This is a genomic window from Kitasatospora sp. NPDC001261, from assembly GCF_042896795.1.
Taxonomy (GTDB): Bacteria; Actinomycetota; Actinomycetes; order Streptomycetales; family Streptomycetaceae; genus Kitasatospora.
This window is the reverse complement of record NZ_JBIAXP010000036.1, coordinates 16669-39965: the sequence shown is the minus strand read 5'-3', so window position 1 is coordinate 39965 and position 23297 is coordinate 16669. Positions and strand designations below refer to the sequence as shown.

Sequence of the window (23297 nt, the reverse complement as noted above, 5' to 3'; positions counted from 1 at the left end):
GCTGCTGCCGGTGACGGGAAGGGCGAGCGGGGCAGGCCGGAGGGGGGCTGCCCGGAGGACGGGTTCCGGCCGCGGGGCTGGCGGCCGGGGTGGCGTGTGGTCAGTCGGTGTCGGTGGCGGCCAGGACTGCGAGGTGTCGGCCGTCGGGGTGTAGGGCGGCGAGGGCGAGGTCCCAGGCGACGTTGTGGAACCAGGGGGCGGACGCGGTGCCGAGGCGGAGCCAGGTCGTCTGCCGCACGCGGTCGGCGGTCCGGGTGATCGGCGCGTCGGCGGGGGTGCCGGTCAGGGCGGCCAGGGAGCGCCAGGCGGCGAGTCTGCCGTAGGCGCCGTAGTTGCCGTGGCCGTAGGCCGGTGCGCGCAGGGCGGCGGTGAGCAGGGTCCGTAGGGCGAGGCCGGGGTCGGAGGGGTGGAGCCGGGCCGGGGTCTGGCCGGGCGGCCAGGGGGTGAGCGGCAGGAGCGCGAGGAGTGCCGGGAGGTCTTCGGGGGTGACCGGGTCGGGTAGCCAGAACTCCTGGGCGGCGAGCTTGCCGTTGGACTGGGCGAGCCAGTGGGCGACGGCCGCGCCCATGGCCTCCGTCGTGGCGGGCAGGCTGGTCTCGGTCGGTTCGGCCGCGGCCGCCCGCTGCCGCGTCGCCGGCGTGGTCTCCAGCGCGTCGCCCGGCTCCGGCCACACGGCCGGGACCGTCCAGGTCCAGTCGTCGGCGGCCCCCGCGGGGCGCCGCAGCCCGTGCTCCTCGGGCAGCAGGGCCAGCGGCAGTACGGCGAGCGGGTGGCCCTCGGCCAGGAGGGTGTCGGCGAAGGCGCGCAGCACGGGGTGGCCGTTGACCGCGTCCGAGACGAGCACCGTCTCGTGGAGCAGGCAGGCCGCGAACTCGCGCGCGTCCGCGGTCTCGGGCACCCGGTCGAAGACCTCGTCGGCGATGTCCTCGATGCGGTGCCCGTGGGCGACGACCGCGGCCAGGTAGCGCGGGGAGACGCCGGGGTGCGGCGAGTCCAGCACGCGCACCAGGGCGCGCAGGCTCTGCGGCCCCGGGCGGGCGGCCAGGGCGTTCAGTGTCCAGTACAGGGCCGCGGCGCAGTGCCCCTGAAGGTCCCGTCCGGCGGCGGTGCGGGCGGCGAGTTCCGCCGCGAGGCCGCCGGCCCAGTCGAACTCGCCGGTGGCGACCCGCGATTCGACCTCGGCGCGCAGTACGGAGACGTCCGCGTCGTCGGCCTCGCAGAGGGCGTCCACCGTGCGGGTGATGTCCTTGTCCATGGCGTGATTGTTTCCCGGCGGCGGGTGGTCCGCCGCCGGCGGCGCGCCCGCCGACGCTCGGCGTCGGCGCGGACCGGTGGCCGCCGCGGCCCCTGCGACCTGCGGATTCGACGAATTGTGACGCGAACGCGTCCATGTGCTGCGGGCGCGTTTCGTGTTCGTGTCCACTTGCCCTGGTCCATGGTGCCGGGTGTCGCTCGCACACAGACTGGCCTCTGCACGGTCGTGCAACCACCCCTTGGATCGAGGAAGTTCCACCCGCATGCCCAACTCCCCCAGACCCGGCGCTCCCCGGCCGTACCCGTCGCATCCGGTGGGGAGGTGGCGTCCGTGCTCCGGTACGTGACCCGCAGGGCGGCGGGCTGGTTCCTGGTGATCGCCGTGGCCACCAACGCCACCTACTTCCTGGCCAGTTGGTTCCTCGACCCGCGTTCGAACTTCAAGGAGCTGCGCCCGGTCCGCACCGAGGAGCAGATCTCCCGGGCCCTGGCCCCCTACAACCTGGACCCGCACGAGCCGCTGCTGCACCGCTGGTGGGACTGGCTGACCGGGGTGGTCCTGCGCTTCGACTGGGGCCGTTCCCCGGTCGGGGTGCGGGTGAACGGGGAGATCGGCTACCGCTCCCTGGTCAGCGCCGAGCTGGTGACCGGTGCGACGGTCCTGTCGGTCGTCGTCGGTGTCGCGCTCGCGGTGCACACCGCCTCGCGCCAGTACGGCTGGCGGGACCGGGCCGCCCAGGCCCTGTCCATGGCGCTGTTCAACGTCCCGGTGTCGATCGCCGCCCTCGCGCTGGTGCTGCTGGCCATCCGGCTGAACGAGCAGGCGGGTTGGCACTTCCTGTACGTCGCGGGCGAGAACTCGCCCGGCGTGGAGGGGTTCTGGGCGACGGTCGGCGACCGGCTGCTGCACCTGGTGCTGCCGACGATCACCCTCACCCTGACGGGGTACGTGGGCTACCACCTCACCCAGCGCTCGCTGCTGCTGGACGTCATCGGCTCCGATTTCGTGCGCACCGCCCGAGCCACCGGGCTGACCCGCGCCCAGGCGATCCGCCGGCACGCCCTGCGCACCGCGCTGATCCCCACCGCCCAGTCCGTGGCCTTCGGCATCCCGGCGGTGTTCACCGGTGCGGTGCTCACGGAGACGATCTTCGGTTGGAACGGCATGGGCCAGTACTTCATCCAGACCATCAGCAAGAACGACGTGCACGGCACCGTGGCGACCGCCGCGTTCGCCGCCGCCCTGACGGCGGTCGGCGCGATCCTCGCGGACATCGCCACCGTCCTCCTCGACCCGAGGGTGCGGGTGAGCTGAGATGAGCACCCCTGTGACCCCCGTGAGTCCCGATGCGGCCCCTGTGGGTCCCGACGCGGCCGCCGAGCATGACGGGCACGACGGGCACGACGGGCACGACGGCCGCTACCTGGGCCGGCGCCGCCTCTACCTGCGCCGCTTCCTGCGCAACCGGACCGCCGTCGCCGGCGTGGTGATCTTCCTGCTGCTCGTGCTGTTCAGCGCGCTCGGCGGCCTGTTCACCCCGTACGGCTACGCGGACACCGACTTCTCCGCCCTCACCCAGGCCCCGAGCGCCGAGCACTGGTTCGGCACCAACCAGGGCGGCAACGACGTCTACGCCGCCGCCGTGCACGGCCTCCAGCGCTCGCTGGTGATCGCGGTGACCGTCTCCCTGCTGACCGTCGCCCTCGCCGCGGTCGTGGGCGCGGGCGCCGCCTACGTCGGGGGCCGGGTGGAGAAGGCGACCCTCGCCCTCATCCACTTCCTGCTGGTCGTGCCGTCCTTCCTCGTCCTCGCCCTGGTCTCGCACCGGCTGGCGGGCGACTGGCGAGTCCTCATCCTCGTCCTGACGGTGTTCGGCTGGATGTCCACCGCCCGCGTGGTCTGGTCGGTGTCGACGTCCCTGCGCGAGCGCGACTACGTGCGCGCCGCAGAGTACATGGGCGTGCGCCCCCTGCGCATCGTGCTGCGCCACATCATCCCCAACCTGGGCTCCCTGCTCATCGTCAACCTCACCCTGGGCGTGGTCTCCACCGTGCTCAGCGAGACCGCCCTGTCCTTCCTCGGCTTCGGCGTCCAGACCCCCGACGTGTCGCTGGGCACGATGCTCGCCGACGGCGCGGGCACCATCACCAGCGCCCCCTGGCTCTTCGCCTTCCCCGCCGGGCTGACCGTCCTGCTCACCGTCTCGATGACCTTCGTCGGCGACGGCCTGCGCGACGCCCTCGACCCCACGTCCACCACCGGCGCGGCAGGAGCCCGACGATGACCCTCGCACCCGCCCCCCGCACCGGGCCCGCGACCGACCCCACCGGGTCCACCGACCCCGCCGGCCCCGCCGGGCCCGCACCCGTCCTGTCCGTACGCGGCCTGAGCGTCTCCTTCCCCTCCGAGGCCGGGCCGGTGGAGGCCGTGCGCGGCGTCGACTTCGACCTGCTGCCCGGGCGCACCCTGGGCATCGTCGGCGAGTCCGGCTCCGGCAAGTCCGCCACCGCCCTCGCCGTCATGGGCCTGCTGCCGCCCACCGCGCGCCTCGGCGGCCGGATCCTGCTGGGCGGCCGCGACCTGGCGGCGATGGACGACAAGGAGCTCTCCCGGGTCCGCGGCAAGGACATCGGCATGGTCTTCCAGGACCCGATGTCCGCGCTCACGCCCATCTTCAGCGTCGGCCGGCTGCTCTCCGAGGCCCTGCGCGCGCACCGGGAGCTGTCCAGGAAGGACGCCTGGGAGCAGGCGGTGGAACTGCTCGACCTGGTCGGCATCCCCGACCCGCGCGAACGCGCCAAGTCGTTCCCGCACGAGTTCTCCGGCGGCATGCGCCAACGCGTCGTCATCGCCCTGGCCATCGCCAACAAGCCCTCGGTGCTCGTCGCCGACGAGCCCACCACGGCGCTGGACGTCACCGTCCAGGCGCAGATCCTCGACGTGCTGCGCCTGGCCCAGCGCGAGACCGGCGCCGGCCTCGTCCTGATCACCCACGACCTGGGCGTGGTGGCCGGCCACGCCGACGACGTCGCCGTCATGTACGCCGGGCGGATCGTCGAGCACGCGGGCGTCGACGAGCTCTTCCGCCGTCCCACGATGCCCTACACCGCCCGCCTGCTGGCCAGCGTCCCGACCGTGGACAGCGGTGTCCCGCGGCCCCTGGTCCCGGTCGGCGGGGAGCCGCCGTCCCTGGTCGCCCTGCCCGGCGGCTGCCCCTTCGCGCCCCGCTGCGCGGTGGCCGTGGACGTGTGCCGGACCACCGAACCAGGCCTGGCCGCACCGGACTTGACCTCAGCGGACCTGAGCGCACCGGCGCCGGCCGGGCGGCCCGGCCGCGCCGCCTGCCACCGCGCCCGGGAGATCGCCGACGGCAGCCTCGACCCGGTCGGGGCGGCCCCTCCCGTGCCGACGGCCGGCCCCGCCGAGCGGACCGCCGGCGAGGTGGTCCTGCGCGTCGAGGACCTGGTCAAGACGTTCCCCGTCACCAAGGGCGCCCTGCTCAAGCGCCGGGTGGGCACCCTGCACGCGGTCAGCCACGTCGGCTTCGAACTGCGCGCGGGCGAAACCCTGGCCCTGGTCGGGGAGTCCGGCAGCGGCAAGACCACCACGCTGCGCGAGGTGCTGCGGCTGCGCGCCCCCGAGGGCGGCCGCATCGAGGTGGCCGGCACCGACGTCGCCACGCTGCGCTCGGCCGCCGAGGTGCGCGAGCTGCGGCGCCACGTGCAGATCGTCCTCCAGGACCCGACGGACGCCCTGGACCCCCGGCTGACCGTCTTCGACCTGCTGGCCGAACCGCTCCAGGCCGCCGGCGCCGACCGCACCGCCGTCCGCTCCCGGGTCACCGAACTCCTGGACCTGGTGGGCCTGGACCGCGCCATGGGCGACCGCTTCCCCGCCGCCCTGTCCGGCGGCCAGCGCCAGCGCGTCGGCATCGCCCGCGCCCTGGCCCGCGAGCCGAGGCTGCTGGTCCTGGACGAGCCGCTGTCCGCCCTGGACGTCTCCGTGCAGGCCGAGATCATCAACCTGCTCGCCCGGCTGAAGCGCGAACTGGGCCTGGCCTACCTCGTGGTGGCGCACGACCTGGCCGTGGTGCGCTACTTCTCCGACCGCGTCGCGGTGATGTACCTCGGACACGTCGTCGAGTCCGGCGCCACCGAGGAGATCTTCGCCCGGCCCCGGCACCCGTACACCCGGGCCCTGCTGTCGGCCGTCCCGGTCCCCGACCCGGAGCGCGAGCGCCACCGCGAGCGCATCGTCCTCGCGGGCGAGCAGCCCAGCGCCGCCCGGCTGCCGCAGGGCTGCGTGTTCGTCGACCGCTGCCCGCTCTACCGGGAGGCCGACGAGGCCGTACGCACGCGCTGCCGCACCGAACGGCCGGCGACCGTCGGCGCCCCGGACGGCTCCGACCACCGCTACGCCTGCCACGCGGTCTGACACCGCCCCCGCTCTTCCCCGTCTCACCGAATCCCACCAAGGACACCCCATGCGTCGGAAGCTCGCCCTGCCCCTCGCGCTCGCCGCGGCCGTCTCGGTCGCCGCCACCGCCTGCTCCTCCTCGTCCCCCTCCGGCGGCTCCACCGGCGCCTCCCCCGGGCAGGACGCCAAGAACGCCGCCAAGGTCGCGTCCTCCGTCACCGACTACAACCCCCAGCCGTACGAGAACATCAAGGACGGCGGCACCTACACCACCGCGGGGACCTTCGACGAGCAGGGCAACCCGTTCAACGTCAACGGCACCCTGAACGCGCTGCGGGTCTGGTCCTGGTACAACGCCGACGCCATCACCTACTCGCCCACCGGCGAGGTCCAGTACAACCCGGACTACTACAGCGACGTGAAGGTCTCCGTCGAGGGCGGCGACCAGAAGGTCGTCATCACCCTCAACCCCAAGGCCGTGTTCAACGACGGCACCCCGATCGACTGGCGGGCCATCGAGGCCACCTGGAAGGCCAACAACGGCTCCGACAAGGAGTACGCGGCCTCCTCCACCGACGGCTACGACCGCATCACCTCCGTCACCCGGGGCGCGGACGACAAGCAGGCGGTCATCGCCTTCAAGGGCGTCAACGCCTCCTGGTCCGCGCTGTTCACCACCTTCCTGCACCCCCAGGCCGCCACCGTCGACAACTTCAACAAGGCGTACGTCAAGACCGCCCACCCCGAGTGGGGCACCGGGCCGTACACCGTGGGCACCTGGGACGACCACTCCGGCAACATCACCTTCGTACGCAACCCCACCTGGTGGGGCCGGCCGGGCAAGCTCGACAAGCGCGTCTACGTCAACCTGGAGAGCGCCGCCTCCATCAACGCCTTCAAGAACGGCGAACTCGACTACGCACCCGTCGGGACCGCGGAGAACCTCAAGCAGGTGAAGACGGTCAAGGACGCCGAGATCCGCAGCGGCGGCAGCCCCTTCGAGTACTCGCTGTACCTCAACACCAAGTCCCCGCTGCTCGGCGACGTCCAGGTCCGCAAGGCCGTGCAGGAGAGCATCGACCGCGCCCAGATAGCGAAGATCCGGTTCCAGGGCCTCGACTACACCGAGCCGCTGCCCGGCTCGTCGGTGCTCTACAGCTTCCAGCAGGGCTACCGCGACAACGTCGCCTCCGTGCTGAAGTACGACCCGGAGCAGGCGCGCAGGACCCTGGACGCGGCCGGCTGGCAGCCCGGGGCCGACGGCATCCGCGCCAAGGACGGCAAGCAGCTCGCGATCGGCTACACCCTGCTCGGCGACGGCCCCATCGAGAAGGCCACCGCCAGTGCGTTCACCGCGATGCTCAAGACCGTCGGCGTGAAGGTGGACGTCAACAAGGTCTCCGAGAACGACTTCTCCAAGGTCCTCAGCGACCGCCGCTTCGACCTGTTCATCTCCGGCAACCGCTCGACGGACCCCTTCGGCGCCCGGTACCTGTGCGACTTCTACTGCTCCGACCGCGACTCCAACATCACCGGAGCCGGCACCCCCGAACTGGACAAGGAGATCCGCGCCACCGGAGAGATCGCCGACCTCGGCCAGCAGATCGCGGCCGTCAACGAGGTCGAGCAGAAGGCCCTCCAGCAGTACTCCCTGCTGCCGCTCTACAGCGGCCCCTCCACCTACGGCATCCGCAAGGGCCTCGCCAACGTCGGCGCCGCCATCTTCTACAGCCCGCTGCCCGAGACCGTCGGCTGGCAGAAGTAGCAGTACCGCCGGCGCCCGGGGGCGGTCGGCTCCCCGGACCGTCGGGGGACTCACGGCGCACGTCGGACGTGCGCTCGCCGAAGGGCGGCTCCGCGGGCCGCCCTTCGGTGGAGCATCACCCGGTCCGGCCGCCGGTGGGGGTCTCGGCGTGCCGGGTGAGGGCGTCCAGGAGCGTGATCTGATGGTCGGTCAGCTTCCCGTCGGTGCGGGCCTTGTCCTGTTTGCGCAGCCAGGTGCCGGGGCGGAAGGCCGGGTCGGCCTCGCCGCCGGTGCGGTTCACCGGGCCGTCGAGGGCTCCGCCGGCGGCGAGGTAGGCGAGCAGGCGGCGGTAGGAGCGGTTCCAGTCCGGCTCCAGGCGCCACAGCTCGTCCAGCGCGTCCAGCCTCGCCACCTGGCCGGGGTCGAGGCTGTCGGCCTTGCGCTGGCGGCGCATCCACGCGCCCACCGCGTAGTCGTCCAGCTTCGCGGTGGCGGGGATGGCGAGGTGGCCGTGCCGGCGGTGGAACGCGGCGGCGTACGCGGCGCCGCGTTCCCAGGCGTTGGCGTTCTTCGACCAGATCATGCCGAGCGCGTCCAGCTCGCTGACCCGGGCGGCATCGAGCAGGCCCTGGCCGTGGAGGTGGCGCTGGCGGGCGAGCCAGGAGATCAGCTCGGCGTGCTTCGCCTTGTCGGTGGGGTCGAGGTGGCCGTGCTGGAGATGGAAGAGCGCCGCGACGGCGTGCATCCGCTGCCACTCGACCGCGCGCGGGTTGAACGCGCGCAGCTTGACGGTCTGGAGGATGCGCGCGGCGTGCCGGCGGGCGTCGATCTTCAGCCACTCGACCGGGGCCGCCGGCTGCTGATCGCCCTCTGGGGTCTTGGCCGCGGTGGTGTGCGCGGCGGGCTGCGAGCGGTGGGCGCGCAGCTCGGTGATCCGGCCGACCACCCGGGCGTCGTGCGCCGCGAGGGCGCGCAGGACCCGCCAGATCGTACGGAAGCTGGACGCCTCGATCTCGGTATCGGCCTCGGCCTTCACGGCCTCGTCGGCGTCGTGGACCTCGGACGGGTGCGCGGCGGCGGTGTCGTCGTCGGCCTGAGGCGTCGGCAGGTAGACCGGGATGACGATCCACGAGACCTTGCCCTGCCGGTAGGACTGGCGCAGGGCGCGGCCCACGGCCTGGACGATGTCGATGACCGAGCTCTTGGGGTCGGCGAAGCAGACGGCGTCCACCGCGGCGACGTCGATGCCCTCGGTCAGCAGCCGGCTGTTGCAGAGGATGCCGCACTCCTCGCCGTCCTCGCCGGTGTGGGCCTTGAAGTCGGCGAACGCGGCCCGGCGGTCGCGGAGGCGGTCGGTGCCGGCCACCGCCTTCGCCCAGATCCGCTCCGGGCGCTCCGCGTCCTCCAGCAGCCGGGAGGCGTCCGGCAGGGTGTCCGCGAACTCCCGTGCCGCGCTGACCCGGGAGTGGAAGGTGATGACCCGCCGCAGGTCGAGGTCGGCGACGGCGCGCAGCACGGCGATCTGCAGGGCCAGGCGCAGCAGTTCCTCGTTGGAGCGCTGGGTGCGCAGGTCGGCGACGGCGGGGAGGCGGAGCAGTTCGCGCAGGTCCTCGTCGGTGACGACGGGGACCAGGACGCGGTAGTCGGCGAGGTAGCCGTGCTCGATGCCCTGGCCGAGGGTCCAGGTGAAGACGGTTGTGCCGTAGATGCTCTCGTCGTCCATGGAGCAGAGCGCGGGCAGTTTCTCCGCGCCCTCGCCGTCCGCGTCGGCGTCGGCGAGGTCGGCCAGGCCGTCCTTCGTGCGCCGGTCGTCGGCGATGCGCGGGGTCGCGGTGAAGTAGAGCCGCCGGGCGGCGGGGACCTGGGCGTCGTCGTGGACGGCCGCCCACGCCTTGCTCCCGGCGCCGGCGGTCCGGTGCGCCTCGTCGATGACGACCAGGTCCCAGGCGGGCAGGCCGAACTCGCGGTGGGCCTGGACGATCCGCTCCAGCGAGGCGTAGGTCGCGTACACGGTGACCGGCTGGTCGTCGGGGGCGCCGGCGACGAGGTCGGCGATCCGCGGGGCCTGGGTGGTCACCCGGGCGTGGACGCGGCCGCCGGCCTCCGCGCTCTCCAGCGCCTCCTCCCGTGAACAGGCCGCCACCGCCAGGCCGCGGCGTCCGCCTCTCAGGGACCAGGCCTCGGCGGTCTGCTCCAGCAGCTCGATCGTCGGCACCAGCACCAGGACCCGGCCCCTCGCCGCCAGGCGCCGGGCGCAGCCGGCGGCGATCAGGGTCTTCCCGGAGCCGGTCGCCGCGACGACCGTCGCGCGGCCGCCGTCCTTCACCTCGCGCACCGCTGCGGCCACCGCGTCCTTCTGGAACCGGTGCAGCGGCAGCGGGTTCGCCACGGCGATACCGAGCGGCTGCGCCGGGAGCGGCGGCCGGGCCGGCGCGTCCTGCTCGGCGGTGGCGGTGGTGCTCTCCACGACGCGGGTGTCTCCTTCGCGTACTGGGTGCCGGGGGGTCAGTGCTCGTCGGGGTAGGCGTAGCGGTGGAGGGCGTCGATCAGGCCTTCGACCAGGTCGCCGAACGGCGTGGTCCGCCAGTCGCCGTCGAAGCCGCCCTCGGCCAGGAGGATGTCGGCGAGTCGGTCGGTCAGCTCCTGGGCGTCCTCCTCGCTCGGCGGGGTGGCCGGGTCGAGGGCCACGCCGCGGGCCTCGGCGGCGCGGCGCAGCACGGTGAGCTTCTCGTCGGAGCCGGCGAACCATGCGGGGCGGTCGGGGTCCGGTGCGGTGTGCCGGTCCGGATGTCCTGCGCTCACCGGTTCTCCCCGGGGATCCAGCCGCGGACTTCGAGGTACTGGATGTCGGCGTCGGCGATGGCGCGGCCGGTCTCCACCAGCCACGTCTTCATGGCCTCGGTGACGTCGCCGTGGTGGTCGGCGACGCGCCGGGACCACTCGGCGGCGTCGAAGCCTCCGGTGGAGGCGGAGCCGTAGGTGCGCTCCTCGGTGCCGTCCGCGCGGGGGACGAACCCGCGCCGGATGCCGCCGGAGTCCTGCTCCGAGCCCGCCGAGTACACGTACTGGTCAGCCTTCATCCGGACGGTGAAGGCAAGGCGGCCGCCGGCCCGGCCGGTCTCGTGCACCACGGGCGCGAGGTGGCCGGCGCCGGACCTGATGGCCTGCTTCCCGGCGCGGCCGGCCATCGACCCGCCGGCCTCGCCGACGGTGTCCTTGCCCCGGACCCGGGCCTTCTGTCCGGTCCTGGTGCGGCGGCGGCTGGTGTTCGCCTCCGCGATCCCGGACAGGGTCTCCTCGTCGCGCTCGCCGCCGCGGACCGCCCGGACCAGCTGGCGCAGCGCGCCGACCATGCTGGCACCCTTGCCCTTGGTGAAGAACTGGGAGACGAGCGAGGCGTCGCGGCCGAGCATCCCGGCGACCTGGCGCTTGGTGTAGCCGTGGTCGATGAGCTGCTGGGTCAGCCGCGCGGCCTCGTTGGGCTGGTTCGGGTCGGCCGGGCTCACCGGGTCTCCTCTGCGGCGAGTTCGGCGCGGCCCAGGCCGCGCAGCTTCAGGTACTGCTCCTGGCTGGTGGGGTGCTCGACGGGGCCGGTGAGGTGGCCCTTGAGGAGGTAGTCGCCGGGCTCGCCGCGGTAGGGCCAGGGCTGGCGCTCGGTCAGGGCGATGCCGTCGGTGCCGAAGTAGACGACGGTGCCGGGCTTCGCGTGCAGGGCGCCGGCGTGGCCGATGACCTCCTTGCCCTGGCGGTACCTCATGTCCAGCAGCGCCGCCCGCGCCCCGGACCACACGTAGGCGGCCCACTCGGGGTGGGCGTACGGGTCGCGGGAGAAGCCGGCCTGCCGCTGCCAGGTCACCACCTGGTCGTCCCGGCCGAGGATCTCGACCCCGGCGGGCAGGGTCTCGCCGACCGGGGTGGTGCCGGAGACCAGGCGCGGGCGCTGGGCGAAGCCGCCGAGGCCGAACAGCAGCACCGCGCGGACGGCGCGGGAGGCGAGGTAGGCGGCGGTGCGCTGGCGGTCGTCGCCGTGCATGCGGGAGAGGTTGGTCAGGTCCGCCCACGCCGACTTGAGGCGCTTGCCCCACTCGTCGAGCGGCTTGCCGTCCTCCCAGAGCAGGCCGCCGAGGACCTCGATCCGCCACGGTGCGAGGTGGTTGGCCAGGGCGAGGTGGACCTCGGCGCCGCCCGCCCAGGTGGTGAAGGTCTCGCCGGGCGCCGAGGGGTAGGTCCAGGCGCGGTCGCCGGTGACCGGGGCGGGCAGCAGGCCGACGTGGTTCCAGCCCTGCGGGACGGTCACCTTGACGTTCCAGTGCGAGCAGGACATCAGGGCCTTGGTCTGCTCGGCCTCCGTCATCGCGGCGAACGCGGCGGCGGTGATCCGGCGCGGGGTGCCGACCGGGGACTTCCACAGGTGCTTGGCGTAGGCGAAGGTGCGGTCGTACTCCACCAGGGCGGGCAGCTGCTGCGGCACGCGCGGGGGCAGGACCAGCTCGGTGCGGCCCTGGCCGCCGGTCGCGTGCAGCAGGCCGCGCAGCTCCTCGGACAGGACCGGGTAGCCGCCGGCCCACTTGCCGGTGGTCGGGACGGTGCGCGACCACAGGTCCCGGCCGGTCTGCGACGGCGAGCCCATGAGGACCGCGTCGTCCCAGTGGCGGCGCAGCGCCTGCCACAGCAGGGTGAACGCCTGACGGCAGGTGACGACGTCGGCGCCGTCCGGGTCGAACCACTCCCCCATGCTGCGGATCTCGGTGGTGCCGCTGTCCGGGGCCGCGGTGGGGGCGTAGCGGCCGACGGGCTGGCGCTGGTGGACGAAGTGGCCGGCGAGCTTGTCGCGGCCGGAGCCGACGGCGGTGGTCCACCGCTCGGACGGGGTGTTCAGCCAGGCGGCGACGGCGTCCTTGAGGGTGGAGTAGCGCTCAGCGCCGTCGTGCCAGGGGGCGCCGGCGGTGATGTAGACGCGCTCGGTGCCGGGCGCGGTGGCCAGGACGGCGTCCAGGATCTCCCCGGGGGTGCGGGCGCCGAGGTCGAGGCGCACGGTCTGGTCGCGGACCGCGAGCATCCCGGCGGCCGCGTCCAGGAACACCGTGGAGCGGGCCTGCTGCGTGAAGTTCGGGCGCTTGGAGAGCAGGCCGGTCGTCACGGCCTCGAACCGGGCGCCTGCCGGGCCTTCGGGGAGGGTGGGCAGCTCGCGCGGGCCGGCCTCGACCGCCGGACGTACCGAGGCCGCTGGGACGACCGGCGCGGCGACGGCCGGGGTCGGCTGCTCGACCGGGGCCGGCTGCTCGAGTACGGCGACGGGGCGGGTCAGCGCCGGGGCGACGGCGGCGGGTGGCTCGGCAACCGGCGCCGGTTCTGCCGCTTCCTCCGCTTCCGCCACTTCCGCGACGGGCACCGGGACGGGCGCGGCCGCGCGGACGGCGACCGGGGTCGGATCCAGCAGCGGGGCGATCCGCACGACGTCGCCGACCGACAAGCCCGCGGCCTTCGCGATGGCGTCGGCCTTCGCGCCCTCGTACCCCGCCAGCCCGGCCACCCGTCGCGAACGCTGGGCGGCGAGCCTGTCCAACTCCTTCCGCGCGGCCGCGACCTGCTTCTCGGCGGCCGTGATCCCGGCGCGCAGCTCGCGCAGACCGGCGAGTTCGGCGGTGTACGTCTTGCGGTCCATCAGGCGCCGCCTTCCGCGGTGACGGTCGCGGTGGCGAGCGCCGCCGTCTCCCGGTCGATGCGGGCCAGGGCGGCCTTGAAGACGGGGACCAGGTCCTCGTTCATGACGTAGCCCGTCGTGCGCTGGTAGGAGGGGTTCTCGGGGTCGTACTGCGCCTCGACGGGCTGCGGCATCCCGACGGGCCAGCGCTTCTTGGCGGCACCCCGGTTGACGGCCTTGGTGATCGCACCGGACCGACCGCGCAGGGACTCCGACCCGTCGGGGCCGCGCAGGTGGCCGGAGGCGACCCAGCCCTCGCCTTCGGCGGCGAGGCGGATGATCTGCACGGCGGTGGCCGGCAGGTCCCGCAGGAGTTGCGCGGCCCTGGTGACGGTCCACTGCGCGTCCTGGAGCACCGGCGCCGCCCCGTGCCTGCCCAGCAGCGCGAAGAGCTCACGCGCCAGGTCCTCGGACACGTCCTCCAGGACGAGTCTCATGTGAACCCCCTCATAGTCCCATGGTGTCGGCTAACTCCACATAGGGTAGCGTCGCGGCGCGTTCCGGCAGCGGGCGACCGGGCAGGTGGCCGCCGGTGAGCCGGGCCGGCCCGGCGAGGTCGTGGAAGCGCGGGAAGCGGGGCCCGGGACGGTCTCGCCGTTGAGCCGGCAGATGTCGAAGACGTCGGTCTCAGGGGCGCCTGGAATCCTGGCACTTGAGCACGGCGGGCGGGGTGGCGCCGTCGTCGAGGCAGATCCTGACGGTGGAGGCACCGCCGGCAACATCCGCGGGGATTGCGGCGTTGTAGTTCTCGCTTGCGCCGCAGACGACGCCGGTGTGAATGCTGCCCAGTTCGCTGCCGGAGGCGGAGTAGCTCGTCGCCATGGTGTCCCGGCAGTCGGCCGAGTCCTCGGACTTGCCTTGCCCGCTCAGGCCGACCGAGCGGTTGTACCAGGTCAGGGTGCCCTTCGTGGAGGTGTTTCCGTAGATGATGTCGAAGTCGGTGGTCGGGAAGGCGGCAGGAGGCGCGGCGGCGGGCGACGACCGGCGGGCCTCGTCCGCCCCGCCGGTCGTCGCCGTCGGGGCGAGCAGGCGGTGGACCAGCAGCCCGCCCGCGACCACCCCGGCCAGGGCCGCCGTCGCCACCGCCACCCAGGCGACCCGGTGCCGGCTCCGGCCCGCCGCCGGGGCCGCCGACGGCTCCCCGGCCCCGGTGACCACCACCGCCTCACCCACGGCCGCTCCTGCCGCCACCGCGACCGCCGCCACCGGCACCGGGGCCGCCACTTTGGCGGATGCCGCCCCCGCCCGCAGTTCCTCGTCCACCCGCGCGCGCAGGGCGAGCGCCTGGTCGAGGTCCCCCTCCGCCAGCCGGTAACAGGACCAGAGCGCGCGGACTGCCGCCTCCGGCGCCGGGTGCCGGCCGTCCGGGCTCTCGTAGCGGGAGACGGTGGTCTGGGCGATGTTGAGCCGCCGGGCCACCGTCTTCTGCGGCAGTTCCCCCGCACGGGCCCGCCACTCGCGCAGCGTCCGCGCCAGCTCCACCCGCGCCGACGGCCCGGCCCCGACGCCCTCCGCCTCCGGCCCGGTGACTCCCCTGTCCGGCATCCGTCCGCTCCCCTCTCCTTCGGCCCGTGCATATCCGCAGCTCGGAGCGCACGCATACCCGACTGCATACGAATGAGTAACCATCTGATCGCGCAGCGTAGGAGTCGGCGGCCCGGCCGTGCAACGCTGACGACCAGCCGGTGAAACCCCCGGCGAATCCCACCCTCTCCCGTACCCGGGCATTCGTATGCCGCCCCGGGGCACGGGATGCACTCGAAGGAGTCACCGATGCACCCGACCCGTCACCTCACGCTCCCCACCCTCAAGCAGCGCACGGGCCGCGCCGTCGCCCTCGCCGTGCTGACGGCGGCCGCGCTCACCGGGACCGGCGCGACGGACGCGCTCGCCCTCCCGGCGACCCCGCCCGCCGCCGGCTCCACCGCCACCGCCGACAGCGGTGCCACCGTCACCGGCGGGACCACTGCCGACGCCGACGCCCTGCGCGAGGGTGCCGCGGCGCCGGCGGCAGCCACCCTGCGGGACCGGATCGCGGCGGCGGCGCGCGGTCAGATCGGGGTCACCGAGAGCAGCTCGGCCTGCCAGAAGTACCTCACCGGAAAGGGCCAGACCTGCCGCAACACCTCCTGGTGCGCGGCGTTCGCCGAGTGGACCTGGCGGCACGCCGGGGTGAAGAGCGTCCCGACCACCCTGCTCGGGCGCGGGGTCGGCAAGTGGGGGCAGGAGCACCACCTGTTCCACACCGGCTCGCCGAAGCCCGGCGACCTCGTCGTCTACGGCCCGCCGGCCTACGAGCAGGGCGGCCACGTGGGCGTGGTGGTCTCGGTGAACCGTGACGGCACCCTGGACACCGTCGAGGGCAACGTCAGCAACAAGGTGGCCCACCGCCACATCGACCCGCGCACCGCCAAGGGCGGCGTCAAGAAGTGGAAGATCTCCGGCTACGTGACCCCGCCCGGCGCCTGATCCCCACCTCCGCGCCCGGCCCGGGGCCGCCCCTCCACCCCATGGAGGACGCGGCCCCGGGCCGGGGGGGGTTCGCGGGCGGTGCGGCTGGGGGCGGGGCCCCGGGCCCGGTCACGGTGTACGCCCTGGCGACCAAGCCGTGGCGTTCCGGGGGCAGTTGTCGATCCCTGCTCTCCGGTTCGACGCGGGGCCGCGCACCTTGGCGGGCGTCCGGGGGGGCGTGCCCGGTGCGGGAACTCCCGGTCGCGCGGGCCGTCTTGGGCACGGTCGGCATATCGGGGCGAGGTGGTGGACAGCTTTACTCCCGTACCACCCTCATGTGCCTGCCCGGCCGTCACTCTGCTGTCGGGCGGGTCCCCCACCCTGATGATGCGGAGACCACATGGCTCGACGACGTTCCTTGCCCCGGCTCGGCCTGGCCGTCCCGGTCGCGCTGGCGCTGACCGCCTCGCTCGGCTTCCTTCCCGCCTCGGCCTCGGCGGCACCCCGAATACCGTCCGCCGCGCAGGCCGAGGACGCGCACACCCTGTCGTACGTCGTCAACACCAGGACCGACCACCGCACGATCGCCGAGGTGCAGCGGGCCATCACCGCGGCCGGCGGCACCGTCGTCGTCACGTACGACGGGATCGGCGTCATCGTCGCCCACTCGGCGGACCCCGGCTTCGGCGGGCGGCTGCGCGCGGTGCGCGGAGTGGAGTCGGCGGGTGCCACGCGGACCGCGCCGCTGAGCGCGGCGGGGACCACCGAGGCGGGTGCCGTGCGGCGCCTGTCCGAGGCCGAGGTGGCGACGATCGCGAAGGCGTCCGGCAGCGGCACCGAACCCCTCGAAGCCGAGCAGTGGGCCCTGCGGGCGATCGGCGCGGACAAGGCCGCGGAGATCAACCCGGGCAGCAGGGACGTCACGGTCGCCGTCATCGACACCGGCGTCGACGACACCCACCCGGACCTCGCCCCGAACTTCTCCCCCTCGCAGTCCGCGAACTGCGCCAGCGGCAAGGCCGACACCACGTACGGCTCCTGGCGGCCGGTGGACGCGAACTACTTCCACGGCACGCACGTGGCGGGCACGATCGCCGCCGCCCGCAACGGCGTCGGCGTCGCGGGCGTGGCACCCGGGGTGAAGGTCTCCGGCATCACCGTCTCCCAGCCCACCCCGCGCCAGCTGATCTACGCCGAGAGCGTCGTCTGCGCCTTCGTGTTCGCCGCCGACCACGGTGTGCAGATCACCAACAACAGCTACTACGTGGACCCGTGGCAGTACAACTGCCTGGACGACCCCGACCAGAAGGCCATCGTCGACGCGGTCAACCGCGCCCAGCTCTACGCGCAGCGCAAGGGCACCCTCAACGTCGCCGGGGCCGGCAACGCCAACCACGACCTGGCCTCCGACGGCTTCACCGACGGCGGCAGCCCCAACGACTCCACCCCGGCGAGCCGGACGGTCGACCCGCACCGATGCTGGGACCTGCCCGCGCAACTGCCGGGCGTCGTCACGGTCAGCGCGACCGGCGCCAAGGGCGCGAAGGCGTACTACTCCAACTACGGCCTCGGCGTGATCGACGTCGCCGCGCCGGGCGGCGACCAGTACCAGGCCTCGGACACACCGTCCAAGGAAGGCGGCATCCTGTCGACGCTGCCCGACAACCAGTACGGCTACGAGCAGGGCACCTCCATGGCCACTCCCCACGCCTCCGGTGTGGCCGCGCTACTGAAGTCCGCCCACCCGGAGGCGACCCCGGCCCAGCTGCAGGCACTGCTCAAGGCCCAGGCGGACAACCCGGGCTGCCCGGCCGGCCCGAACGGCGACGCCGCCGCGGACCCCGTCTGCGCGGGCGGCAAGCGCGTCAACGGCTTCTACGGCTTCGGCATCGTCAACGCGCTGCGCGCGGTCAAGTAGCCGGCGCCGCACCCGTCCCGTGCCCGAACGCGCTGACGCCCCCGGCTGTCCAGGCCGGGGGCGTCGGCGTTCGCGGCACGCCGGGTGCGCGCCACGCCCCACAGGTCGGGCGGTAGGCCCCGGGACCTTTCGGGCGGGTGCGGGCATTGAACGTCAACTACGCTGCTGTCACCATCAGTTGGCCGATGCAGGACCGGTCCGCCGAGCGGGCGCGGATACGGGGAGGGAGGCGGCGAGGGTGCGGACGGCAACACGGATCGCGGCGGCGGTACTGGCGGTGGCGCTCCTGGCCGGAGCCGCGGCGCTGACCTGGACACTGGCCGCGGAGCGGATGAGCGCGGCCCTGGGGTTGGGCCCGCCGGACGGCGTCGTCGTGGTGGAGGACTGCTACGAGGTGTCCGACAGCGAGGGCTACAACGACGGCACCAACTGCAAGGGCCGCTTCACCCCCGCCGGCGGCGGCGCGGACCAGGCCCGGCCCATCGTGGTACAGGACACGAGCGGAAAACACCGGGCCGGCACCCGGCTGCCGGTACGGCTGGCCAAGGGCGTGGCCCACGAACCGTCGGCGTCACCCGTCATCAAGTACGGCATCGCCGCCGCCATGATCCTCGTCCTGGGCACCGTGTCGGCCGGCTGGCTGCTGACGACCGCCTGGCGCGGCCACGCCCCGGAGGGCAGCATCCTGCTCACCAGCGCCGGCGTCGGGTTGATGGCCGTCATGCTCCTGGGCATCGCCGCCGGCCTGCTCGCCGGAATCGTCGCCCTGTTCCTCTGAGCCGGATCGGCAGCCCGTCATGCGGCAACCGCTCGCTGCCGCGACTCGGGCGGGCACGTCATCGGTGCGGCCACGACCGAGGCCCCCTTCATCCGACGGTCCCGCTCCGACAGCGATCGAGACGTCAGTCGCCATCGACACCGGCACGCCGGCGCAACGGGGGGACGACGAGCGAGAGAGCACCGATGGCAAGCAGGACCAGAGCTTGTATCGACGCGGTAACTGATCTGGCGTCGTGCAGTGGCCAGGCCCAGATGCCGGGCCTGTTGTGCACCAGACCGAAGGAGGCGCACAGGAAGGGGAACAGCGCAGTGGCCGCCGTGGCGACTCGCCCTCCCGCGAGCCAGCGGATGATGAGGGCGAGGCCGAGGTAGCCGGCGAAGTCGCGGGCCAGGGCGGTGGCGGCGCTGCCCGCGCCCGCCGTGGATGCCACGACGGCGGCCAGCGCGCAGACCACGACACATGCGGCCATGAAGACCGCGTCCCATCCGCCCACGGCGCGGACCGCGACGCGCTCCGCGACAGCGTCGGCACGGGCCTGGCCCTCCAGGATCAGGCAGACGGGAACCAGCGGAAGGAGCGAGGACATGGGCAGGTCGAACGTCAGCCCGCCGATCACCACCGGGATGGGGACCGTCACGGAGTCGGCGCCGCTGCCCAGCAGGATGCAGGAGAGCAGGCCGACGGCGACGGCGGGCACGTACCTGATGCGCAGCCACCAGATCATCGGGCCGCCTGGAAGGAGGGCGCGCCCGGCTGATGGTACTGCGCGGGGTCCAGGACCGGCTTGACGTCGCAGCGACCCAATGTGTCCGCGTTCTTCCGGAACCACGCGAGCTGTTCACCCTGCGGGAGTGTCATGACCTGACGGGCGATCTGCACCTCCTGTGGCCGGTAGCTGCCTTCGACCGTCCTGGGGGTGACTCCGGCCGTGAGCTTCAGCCAGGACGACAGTGGGGCGACCGCCTCCACGCCGGGCCAGCGGGCGAACGACTCCTTGGCGCAGTCGGGAGCCCCGTTGGGGATGTACCCCAGCGCGACGAGTGATTGCACCTCGTCCTTACCGGGCCGGGCGGATAACGGTGCCACCGTCAAGGGCTGTGCCAGACCAACGGCTTGGAGACGCTGGTGGGCCTCGACCGCCCAGTCGGTGATGCTGGTGGCGTCGGCCCGCTGCTCGGGCCACAGGCACACCCGTGGCGCCGCCGTGGTGCAGGTCTGCTCGCTTTCCGGACGTGCTTGCGCTGCGCGGTATCCGAGAGGTGCCGCGATCCCCGCCCCTGCCGTCGCCGTGGCCACCAGTGCCAGGACGGCGGTCAGCCGGTAGTTCCCGCGCAGCCTCGTCCAGATCCAGGCGGCGACCACCATCCCGACAGCCACGACGGTCGGCGCGAGGACCGCCCGGGTGGCCGGCAGTTGGTCCAGCGCGCAGCACTCGGTGAGGTTGCGGCCGTTGAGCTGACGGACCCAGAAGGCGTCGAGGGTCGACGGGTAGGCCATCCAGAGGAAGCTGGCGACGAGGGTCAGGGGCACGGCGAGCAGCCGCGGCAGGACATGTCCGAGTACGTAGCCGGCCACGGTGTGCGCGAGGACGACCAGCAGTTCCAGGAGGATGACGACGGGGGTGGACCAGCCCGGGAGGCCGCCGGCCTGCGGCACGAACAGGGCGAGGGCAGCCAGGACGGACACGGTGCCCAGGGCCAGGGTGGGGGCCAGGAGGGGGAGGGCGATGGCGGTGGCGGAACGGGCGGGTGCCGTACCGAGGACCGCGGACCGGCGCACCTTGAGGCCTTCCCAGGCCCCGCAGGCCGCGACGGCGGGCGCTGTGAAGCTGAGCAGGAAGCTGCTCTGGGCGGTGACGGAAGGCCAGTAGCCGTCGGTGATCCAGCCGGTCATTCTGCCGCTGTACATCGTGATCCACACGAGCAGGACGGGCATGGCCCGCACGGCTGACGAGATCCGGAAGATGGTGCGCCAGGGCACGGTCAGACCTCCCCGGTGACGATGCCGGCATAGGCGGTCTCGGCACGGCGTTCCGCGGGGACACCGTGCGGCGCGAGCGTCAGGAAGGAATCGATGGGCCCTTGATGACGCACCTTTCCCTGGTCGAGGACGACGACCGAGTCGTAGGTCTCGGCCAGGTCCTCGGTCTGATGAGTGGAGACGACGAAACTCGTGAGGTGGCGCAGCTCGCCGATCAGTTCCCGGAAGACTCCGCGCTGGACCGGGTCGAGTCCCGCCGTGGGCTCGTCCAGGAGCACGACCTGGGCGTCGTGTACCAGGGTCTGGGCGATCCCCAACCGTCGTAACTGTCCACCGGAGAGTTCCCCGCTGCGCCGGTCCGCGAGCGAGGTGAGCCCGACCTTCTCGATGGCCTGCCGGGACCGCTCCCAGGCCTCGCTCCGCGACATGCCCTTGAGCCAGCCCGCGTAGGCCGCCTGTTCCCGCACTCGCAGGCCGGGCACCGGCCGCACGTGCTGAGGGAGCCAGCCGACCTTCCGGCGGTAGGCCTTGAGGTCCTTGGAACTGCTCGTGTCCAACCCGTCAAGGGTGATGCGACCGGTCTCGGGCCTGAGAGCGGAGGCGATCAGGCCCAGCAGGGTCGACTTGCCGGCGCCGTTCGGGCCGAGCAGCACGCTGCACCCTTCTCCCAGGCGGAGGCTGAAGGAGTCCAGGACCCGGGAGCCCTTGCGGTAGCCGAAGGAGCAGTCAGTTACTTGAACAGGCATGATCACCGATCCGCTTTGCATTCTGAGCTGGTGAGAGATGTGGTGCCGCGTCACCCGGACGCTTTCCCACAGACACGTGCAGCATCGGCTATCCCACTGCACACCTGTCCGGGCGGTGACACAGCCGGGGCATCCATGCGGGCGCCGGCACGTGTCGGAGCGTTCCTCCCCGGAGATGGCGACGGAAGCATGCTCACATCCGTTGATCTGCACCGTCTTCCTTCTGGAGGGCTGTGCCGCGAGGCCTGCTACGAAAGTTCGGATCCGATGATGCCGTACAGATCGGCGCGGGGCCCGGCTTCGGCCGGTGGTGCGGAACCGGGCCCCGGGCGCGGGCGTCCGTCCTTCTCGACGGCGGCCGGTGATCATGGCTGCCGGCCGCCGCCCTGGAAGGAGCACCGTGACGGACCGTACGTCGAAGAGCGCGTCGCCCGCCGGCCGGAGCCGTTGGCGGCTCGCCGCGCTGGTCGGGTGCGGGGTGCTGCTGCTGGGCCCGGCCGGGCTCGCGGTGGTGCGGCTGCTCGGGTGGGACGACGGCACGGTGCTGGCCCTGCCGATGGCCGGGCTGCCGTACGCGGCGCTGCTCAGCGTGCTGCTGCTGGCGGTGGTGGCGGTGCTGCGCGCTCGGTGGCTGACCGGGGTCGCGGCCGCGCTGGTGGTGCTGCAACTGTGGTGGCTGGTACCCCGGTTCGTCCCGGACGGGGCCCACGCGCCCGCCGACGCGCCCCGGCTGCGGGTGGCGACCAGCAACAACTTCATGGGGCAGGTCTCGCCGAAGTCCCTGGTCGACCTGGTGCGCGAGCAGCGGATCGACGTGCTCGCGGTCGAGGAGCAGAGCGACTCCGCCGCCGACGCCCTGGACGCGGCCGGCATCCGCACCCTGCTGCCCCACCGGGAGCGGCCGGCCGGCACCGACACCGCGCTCTACACCCGGCTGCCCGTCGGCTCCGCCGCCGACCCGGCCTGGCCGACCACCAACCTGACCGTCGACGTCGGCGGCCGCCCGGTGCAGCTCGTCGCCGTCCACACCTACTACCCGCTCGGCGACGCCCGCCGCTGGGCCGAGGACCTGCACGGCCTGCGCGCCGCCGCGCCCGGACGCAACCACAACGCGGTCCTGCTGGGCGACTTCAACGCCACCCTCGACCACAAGCCGATGCGCGACCTGATCGGCACCGGCCTGACCGACACCCACAAGGAGCTCGGCGCGGGCCTCTTCCCCACCTGGCCCCAGGACCACCCCGACTACCGCGTCCCGGCCGTGATCCAGATCGACCACGTCCTGCACGGGCCCGCGCTCACCGCCGTCGACGTCTCCGAGCACGCCCTGCCGCGCAGCGACCACCGGGCCGTGGTGGCCGAACTCGCCGTCCTGCGCTGAACCCTGAACGCGGGGGGGCCGACCGCCGCGAGCACTTCGCCCCCCGCGGCCACGGGTACGTCTAGGACAGCAGCTGCGCGGGGACGTCGGTGGCCCGGGTGAACACCGAGACCGGGAACTGGGTGTCGCAGTACTTGTTACCGGTGGAGACCACGCCGATCACCACGCCGCCGGCCACCAGCGGCCCGCCCGAGTCCCCCTTGCAGACGCTGTCCGTCGTGCCGGCCTTCGGAAGGCCGCAGACCTTGAGCAGGGGCGAGTCGCCGGGCTCGGTGTACGGGTCGCAGGAGGCCGGCGGGGCCAGCGTCAGCACCGCCTGCTTGAGGTGCGTGCCGGGGCCGTCCGAGCCGGTGCGGCCGAAGCCCAGCAGTGTGGCCGTGCGGCCGTTGCGGTACAGCGCCTCGTCGCCCTGCCGCGCCACCCGGACCGGCTTCTGCGGCAGCGGGCGGTCCAGGGTGAGGACGGCGGAGTCGTGGTCCAGGCCGGGGGTGTAGCGCGGGTCCACCCGGTAGCCCTTCACCCGGCGGACCTGGCCGCCGGTGCCGGTCAGGTCGGTCCTCCCGGCGATCACCCGCAGCGTGCCCGGGTCGTCCGCCTCGGCGACGCAGTGGCCCGCGGTGAGCACCTTGGTCGGCGCGATCAGCGCGCCGGTGCACCACTGCTCGCCGGCGGCGGTCTCCAGGGCCACGACGAACGGGTGGGACCTGGTCGTGGTGTCCGATCCGCCGTGGACGGCGACGGCGGGGGTGGCCGCGACGGCCACCAGCCCGGCGGCGGCCAGCAGGACGGCGAGCGGGCGTCGGTTCGGGGTGCGCATGGGAGGGCTCCTTCTGGGGTCGGGTGGTACGTGGTGGGTTCGTTCGGTGCGGTCGGCCGCGCTTGGCGGCGGACCGCACCGGGCACGGTCGGCGTCGGCACCGG

General features: G+C 73.5%; 19 protein-coding genes. 8 read left to right on the top strand and 11 right to left on the bottom strand.

The window, feature by feature from the left end; genetic code table 11:
• Nucleotides 1-100 precede the first annotated feature (100 nt).
• Nucleotides 101-1255, bottom strand: a complete 1155-nt coding sequence (locus tag ACFY4B_RS36645) for a DUF6183 family protein (RefSeq protein WP_387975263.1) — start codon at nt 1253-1255, stop codon at nt 101-103.
• Between the two features lie 330 nt (nt 1256-1585).
• On the opposite strand from ACFY4B_RS36645, the gene ACFY4B_RS36640 reads away from it, so the two are divergent.
• The 4 genes from ACFY4B_RS36640 to ACFY4B_RS36625 are packed head-to-tail and all read left to right on the top strand — an operon-like array spanning nt 1586 to nt 7436.
• Nucleotides 1586-2569 (top strand): ABC transporter permease, encoded by a 984-nt coding sequence (locus ACFY4B_RS36640; protein ID WP_074006116.1) that lies wholly within the window; start codon nt 1586-1588, stop codon nt 2567-2569.
• A 1-nt stretch (nt 2570) separates the two neighbouring features.
• Complete coding sequence (locus ACFY4B_RS36635; protein WP_387975258.1) at nt 2571-3539, top strand: ABC transporter permease; 969 nt, start codon at nt 2571-2573, stop codon at nt 3537-3539.
• Complete coding sequence (locus ACFY4B_RS36630; RefSeq protein WP_387975255.1) at nt 3536-5689, top strand: dipeptide ABC transporter ATP-binding protein; 2154 nt, start codon at nt 3536-3538, stop codon at nt 5687-5689. Before ACFY4B_RS36635 ends, ACFY4B_RS36630 begins: the two co-directional genes overlap by 4 nt.
• A 49-nt stretch (nt 5690-5738) precedes the next feature.
• Nucleotides 5739-7436 (top strand): ABC transporter family substrate-binding protein, encoded by a 1698-nt coding sequence (locus ACFY4B_RS36625; RefSeq protein WP_387975252.1) that lies wholly within the window; start codon nt 5739-5741, stop codon nt 7434-7436.
• Nucleotides 7437-7551: 115 nt separating this feature from the next.
• On the opposite strand, the gene ACFY4B_RS36620 is transcribed toward ACFY4B_RS36625, so the two are convergent.
• From ACFY4B_RS36620 to ACFY4B_RS36595, 6 genes are all read right to left on the bottom strand, one after another.
• Nucleotides 7552-9882, bottom strand: a complete 2331-nt coding sequence (locus ACFY4B_RS36620) for a Helicase associated domain protein (RefSeq protein WP_387975249.1) — start codon at nt 9880-9882, stop codon at nt 7552-7554.
• A gap of 38 nt (nt 9883-9920) precedes the next feature.
• Nucleotides 9921-10217 carry a hypothetical protein gene (locus ACFY4B_RS36615; protein WP_049649263.1) on the bottom strand — a complete coding sequence of 99 codons (297 nt, stop codon included), beginning with the start codon at nt 10215-10217 and terminating at the stop codon, nt 9921-9923.
• Entirely contained in the window at nt 10214-10921 is a 708-nt protein-coding gene (locus ACFY4B_RS36610; protein ID WP_387975246.1) for a helix-turn-helix domain containing protein, read from the bottom strand. The genes ACFY4B_RS36615 and ACFY4B_RS36610 overlap by 4 nt, the downstream gene beginning before the upstream one ends.
• Nucleotides 10918-13080 (bottom strand): hypothetical protein, encoded by a 2163-nt coding sequence (locus tag ACFY4B_RS36605; RefSeq protein WP_387975243.1) that lies wholly within the window; start codon nt 13078-13080, stop codon nt 10918-10920. Before ACFY4B_RS36605 ends, ACFY4B_RS36610 begins: the two co-directional genes overlap by 4 nt.
• Nucleotides 13080-13556 (bottom strand): hypothetical protein, encoded by a 477-nt coding sequence (locus ACFY4B_RS36600; protein ID WP_387975241.1) that lies wholly within the window; start codon nt 13554-13556, stop codon nt 13080-13082. Before ACFY4B_RS36600 ends, ACFY4B_RS36605 begins: the two co-directional genes overlap by 1 nt.
• A gap of 190 nt (nt 13557-13746) precedes the next feature.
• Complete coding sequence (locus tag ACFY4B_RS36595) at nt 13747-14664, bottom strand: helix-turn-helix domain-containing protein (RefSeq protein ID WP_387975238.1); 918 nt, start codon at nt 14662-14664, stop codon at nt 13747-13749.
• Nucleotides 14665-14892: 228 nt separating this feature from the next.
• Here ACFY4B_RS36595 and ACFY4B_RS36590 point away from each other — a divergent pair, with 228 nt between their 5' ends.
• The 3 genes from ACFY4B_RS36590 (at nt 14893) to ACFY4B_RS36580 (ending at nt 18266) form a co-directional block, all read left to right on the top strand.
• Nucleotides 14893-15588 carry a CHAP domain-containing protein gene (locus ACFY4B_RS36590; protein ID WP_387975235.1) on the top strand — a complete coding sequence of 232 codons (696 nt, stop codon included), beginning with the start codon at nt 14893-14895 and terminating at the stop codon, nt 15586-15588.
• A gap of 382 nt (nt 15589-15970) precedes the next feature.
• Nucleotides 15971-17488 carry a S8 family serine peptidase gene (locus ACFY4B_RS36585; protein WP_387975232.1) on the top strand — a complete coding sequence of 506 codons (1518 nt, stop codon included), beginning with the start codon at nt 15971-15973 and terminating at the stop codon, nt 17486-17488.
• A 238-nt stretch (nt 17489-17726) separates the two neighbouring features.
• On the top strand, nt 17727-18266 hold the full coding sequence (locus ACFY4B_RS36580) for a hypothetical protein (RefSeq protein ID WP_387975229.1): 540 nt from the start codon (nt 17727-17729) through the stop codon (nt 18264-18266).
• A 124-nt stretch (nt 18267-18390) separates the two neighbouring features.
• On the opposite strand, the gene ACFY4B_RS36575 is transcribed toward ACFY4B_RS36580, so the two are convergent.
• Genes ACFY4B_RS36575 through ACFY4B_RS36565 form a run of 3 tightly spaced genes read right to left on the bottom strand, consistent with a single transcriptional unit; the run spans nt 18391 to nt 20995 of the window.
• Nucleotides 18391-18993 carry a hypothetical protein gene (locus ACFY4B_RS36575; RefSeq protein ID WP_387975226.1) on the bottom strand — a complete coding sequence of 201 codons (603 nt, stop codon included), beginning with the start codon at nt 18991-18993 and terminating at the stop codon, nt 18391-18393.
• Entirely contained in the window at nt 18990-20249 is a 1260-nt protein-coding gene (locus ACFY4B_RS36570) for a hypothetical protein (RefSeq protein WP_387975223.1), read from the bottom strand. Before ACFY4B_RS36570 ends, ACFY4B_RS36575 begins: the two co-directional genes overlap by 4 nt.
• A 2-nt stretch (nt 20250-20251) precedes the next feature.
• Entirely contained in the window at nt 20252-20995 is a 744-nt protein-coding gene (locus ACFY4B_RS36565; protein WP_387975220.1) for an ATP-binding cassette domain-containing protein, read from the bottom strand.
• Between the two features lie 400 nt (nt 20996-21395).
• Between ACFY4B_RS36565 and ACFY4B_RS36560 the strand changes: the two genes are divergently transcribed.
• Nucleotides 21396-22376, top strand: coding sequence for an endonuclease/exonuclease/phosphatase family protein (locus ACFY4B_RS36560; protein ID WP_387975218.1), 981 nt, complete (start codon nt 21396-21398; stop codon nt 22374-22376).
• Nucleotides 22377-22437: 61 nt separating this feature from the next.
• On the opposite strand, the gene ACFY4B_RS36555 is transcribed toward ACFY4B_RS36560, so the two are convergent.
• The gene (locus tag ACFY4B_RS36555) at nt 22438-23193 is read right to left on the bottom strand and encodes a S1 family peptidase (protein WP_387975215.1); all 756 of its coding nucleotides are present in this window, start codon (nt 23191-23193) and stop codon (nt 22438-22440) included.
• Nucleotides 23194-23297 lie beyond the last annotated feature (104 nt).

Coding starts and splice junctions, on each gene's coding strand:
- ACFY4B_RS36645 (WP_387975263.1), bottom strand. CDS start 1,255: ATGGACAAGGACATCACCCGCACGGTGGACGCCCTCTGCGAGGCCGAC.
- ACFY4B_RS36635 (WP_387975258.1), top strand. CDS start 2,571: ATGAGCACCCCTGTGACCCCCGTGAGTCCCGATGCGGCCCCTGTGGGT.
- ACFY4B_RS36630 (WP_387975255.1), top strand. CDS start 3,536: ATGACCCTCGCACCCGCCCCCCGCACCGGGCCCGCGACCGACCCCACC.
- ACFY4B_RS36625 (WP_387975252.1), top strand. CDS start 5,739: ATGCGTCGGAAGCTCGCCCTGCCCCTCGCGCTCGCCGCGGCCGTCTCG.
- ACFY4B_RS36605 (WP_387975243.1), bottom strand. CDS start 13,080: ATGGACCGCAAGACGTACACCGCCGAACTCGCCGGTCTGCGCGAGCTG.
- ACFY4B_RS36600 (WP_387975241.1), bottom strand. CDS start 13,556: ATGAGACTCGTCCTGGAGGACGTGTCCGAGGACCTGGCGCGTGAGCTC.
- ACFY4B_RS36595 (WP_387975238.1), bottom strand. CDS start 14,664: ATGCCGGACAGGGGAGTCACCGGGCCGGAGGCGGAGGGCGTCGGGGCC.
- ACFY4B_RS36590 (WP_387975235.1), top strand. CDS start 14,893: ATGCACCCGACCCGTCACCTCACGCTCCCCACCCTCAAGCAGCGCACG.
- ACFY4B_RS36585 (WP_387975232.1), top strand. CDS start 15,971: ATGGCTCGACGACGTTCCTTGCCCCGGCTCGGCCTGGCCGTCCCGGTC.
- ACFY4B_RS36575 (WP_387975226.1), bottom strand. CDS start 18,993: ATGATCTGGTGGCTGCGCATCAGGTACGTGCCCGCCGTCGCCGTCGGC.
- ACFY4B_RS36565 (WP_387975220.1), bottom strand. CDS start 20,995: ATGCCTGTTCAAGTAACTGACTGCTCCTTCGGCTACCGCAAGGGCTCC.
- ACFY4B_RS36555 (WP_387975215.1), bottom strand. CDS start 23,193: ATGCGCACCCCGAACCGACGCCCGCTCGCCGTCCTGCTGGCCGCCGCC.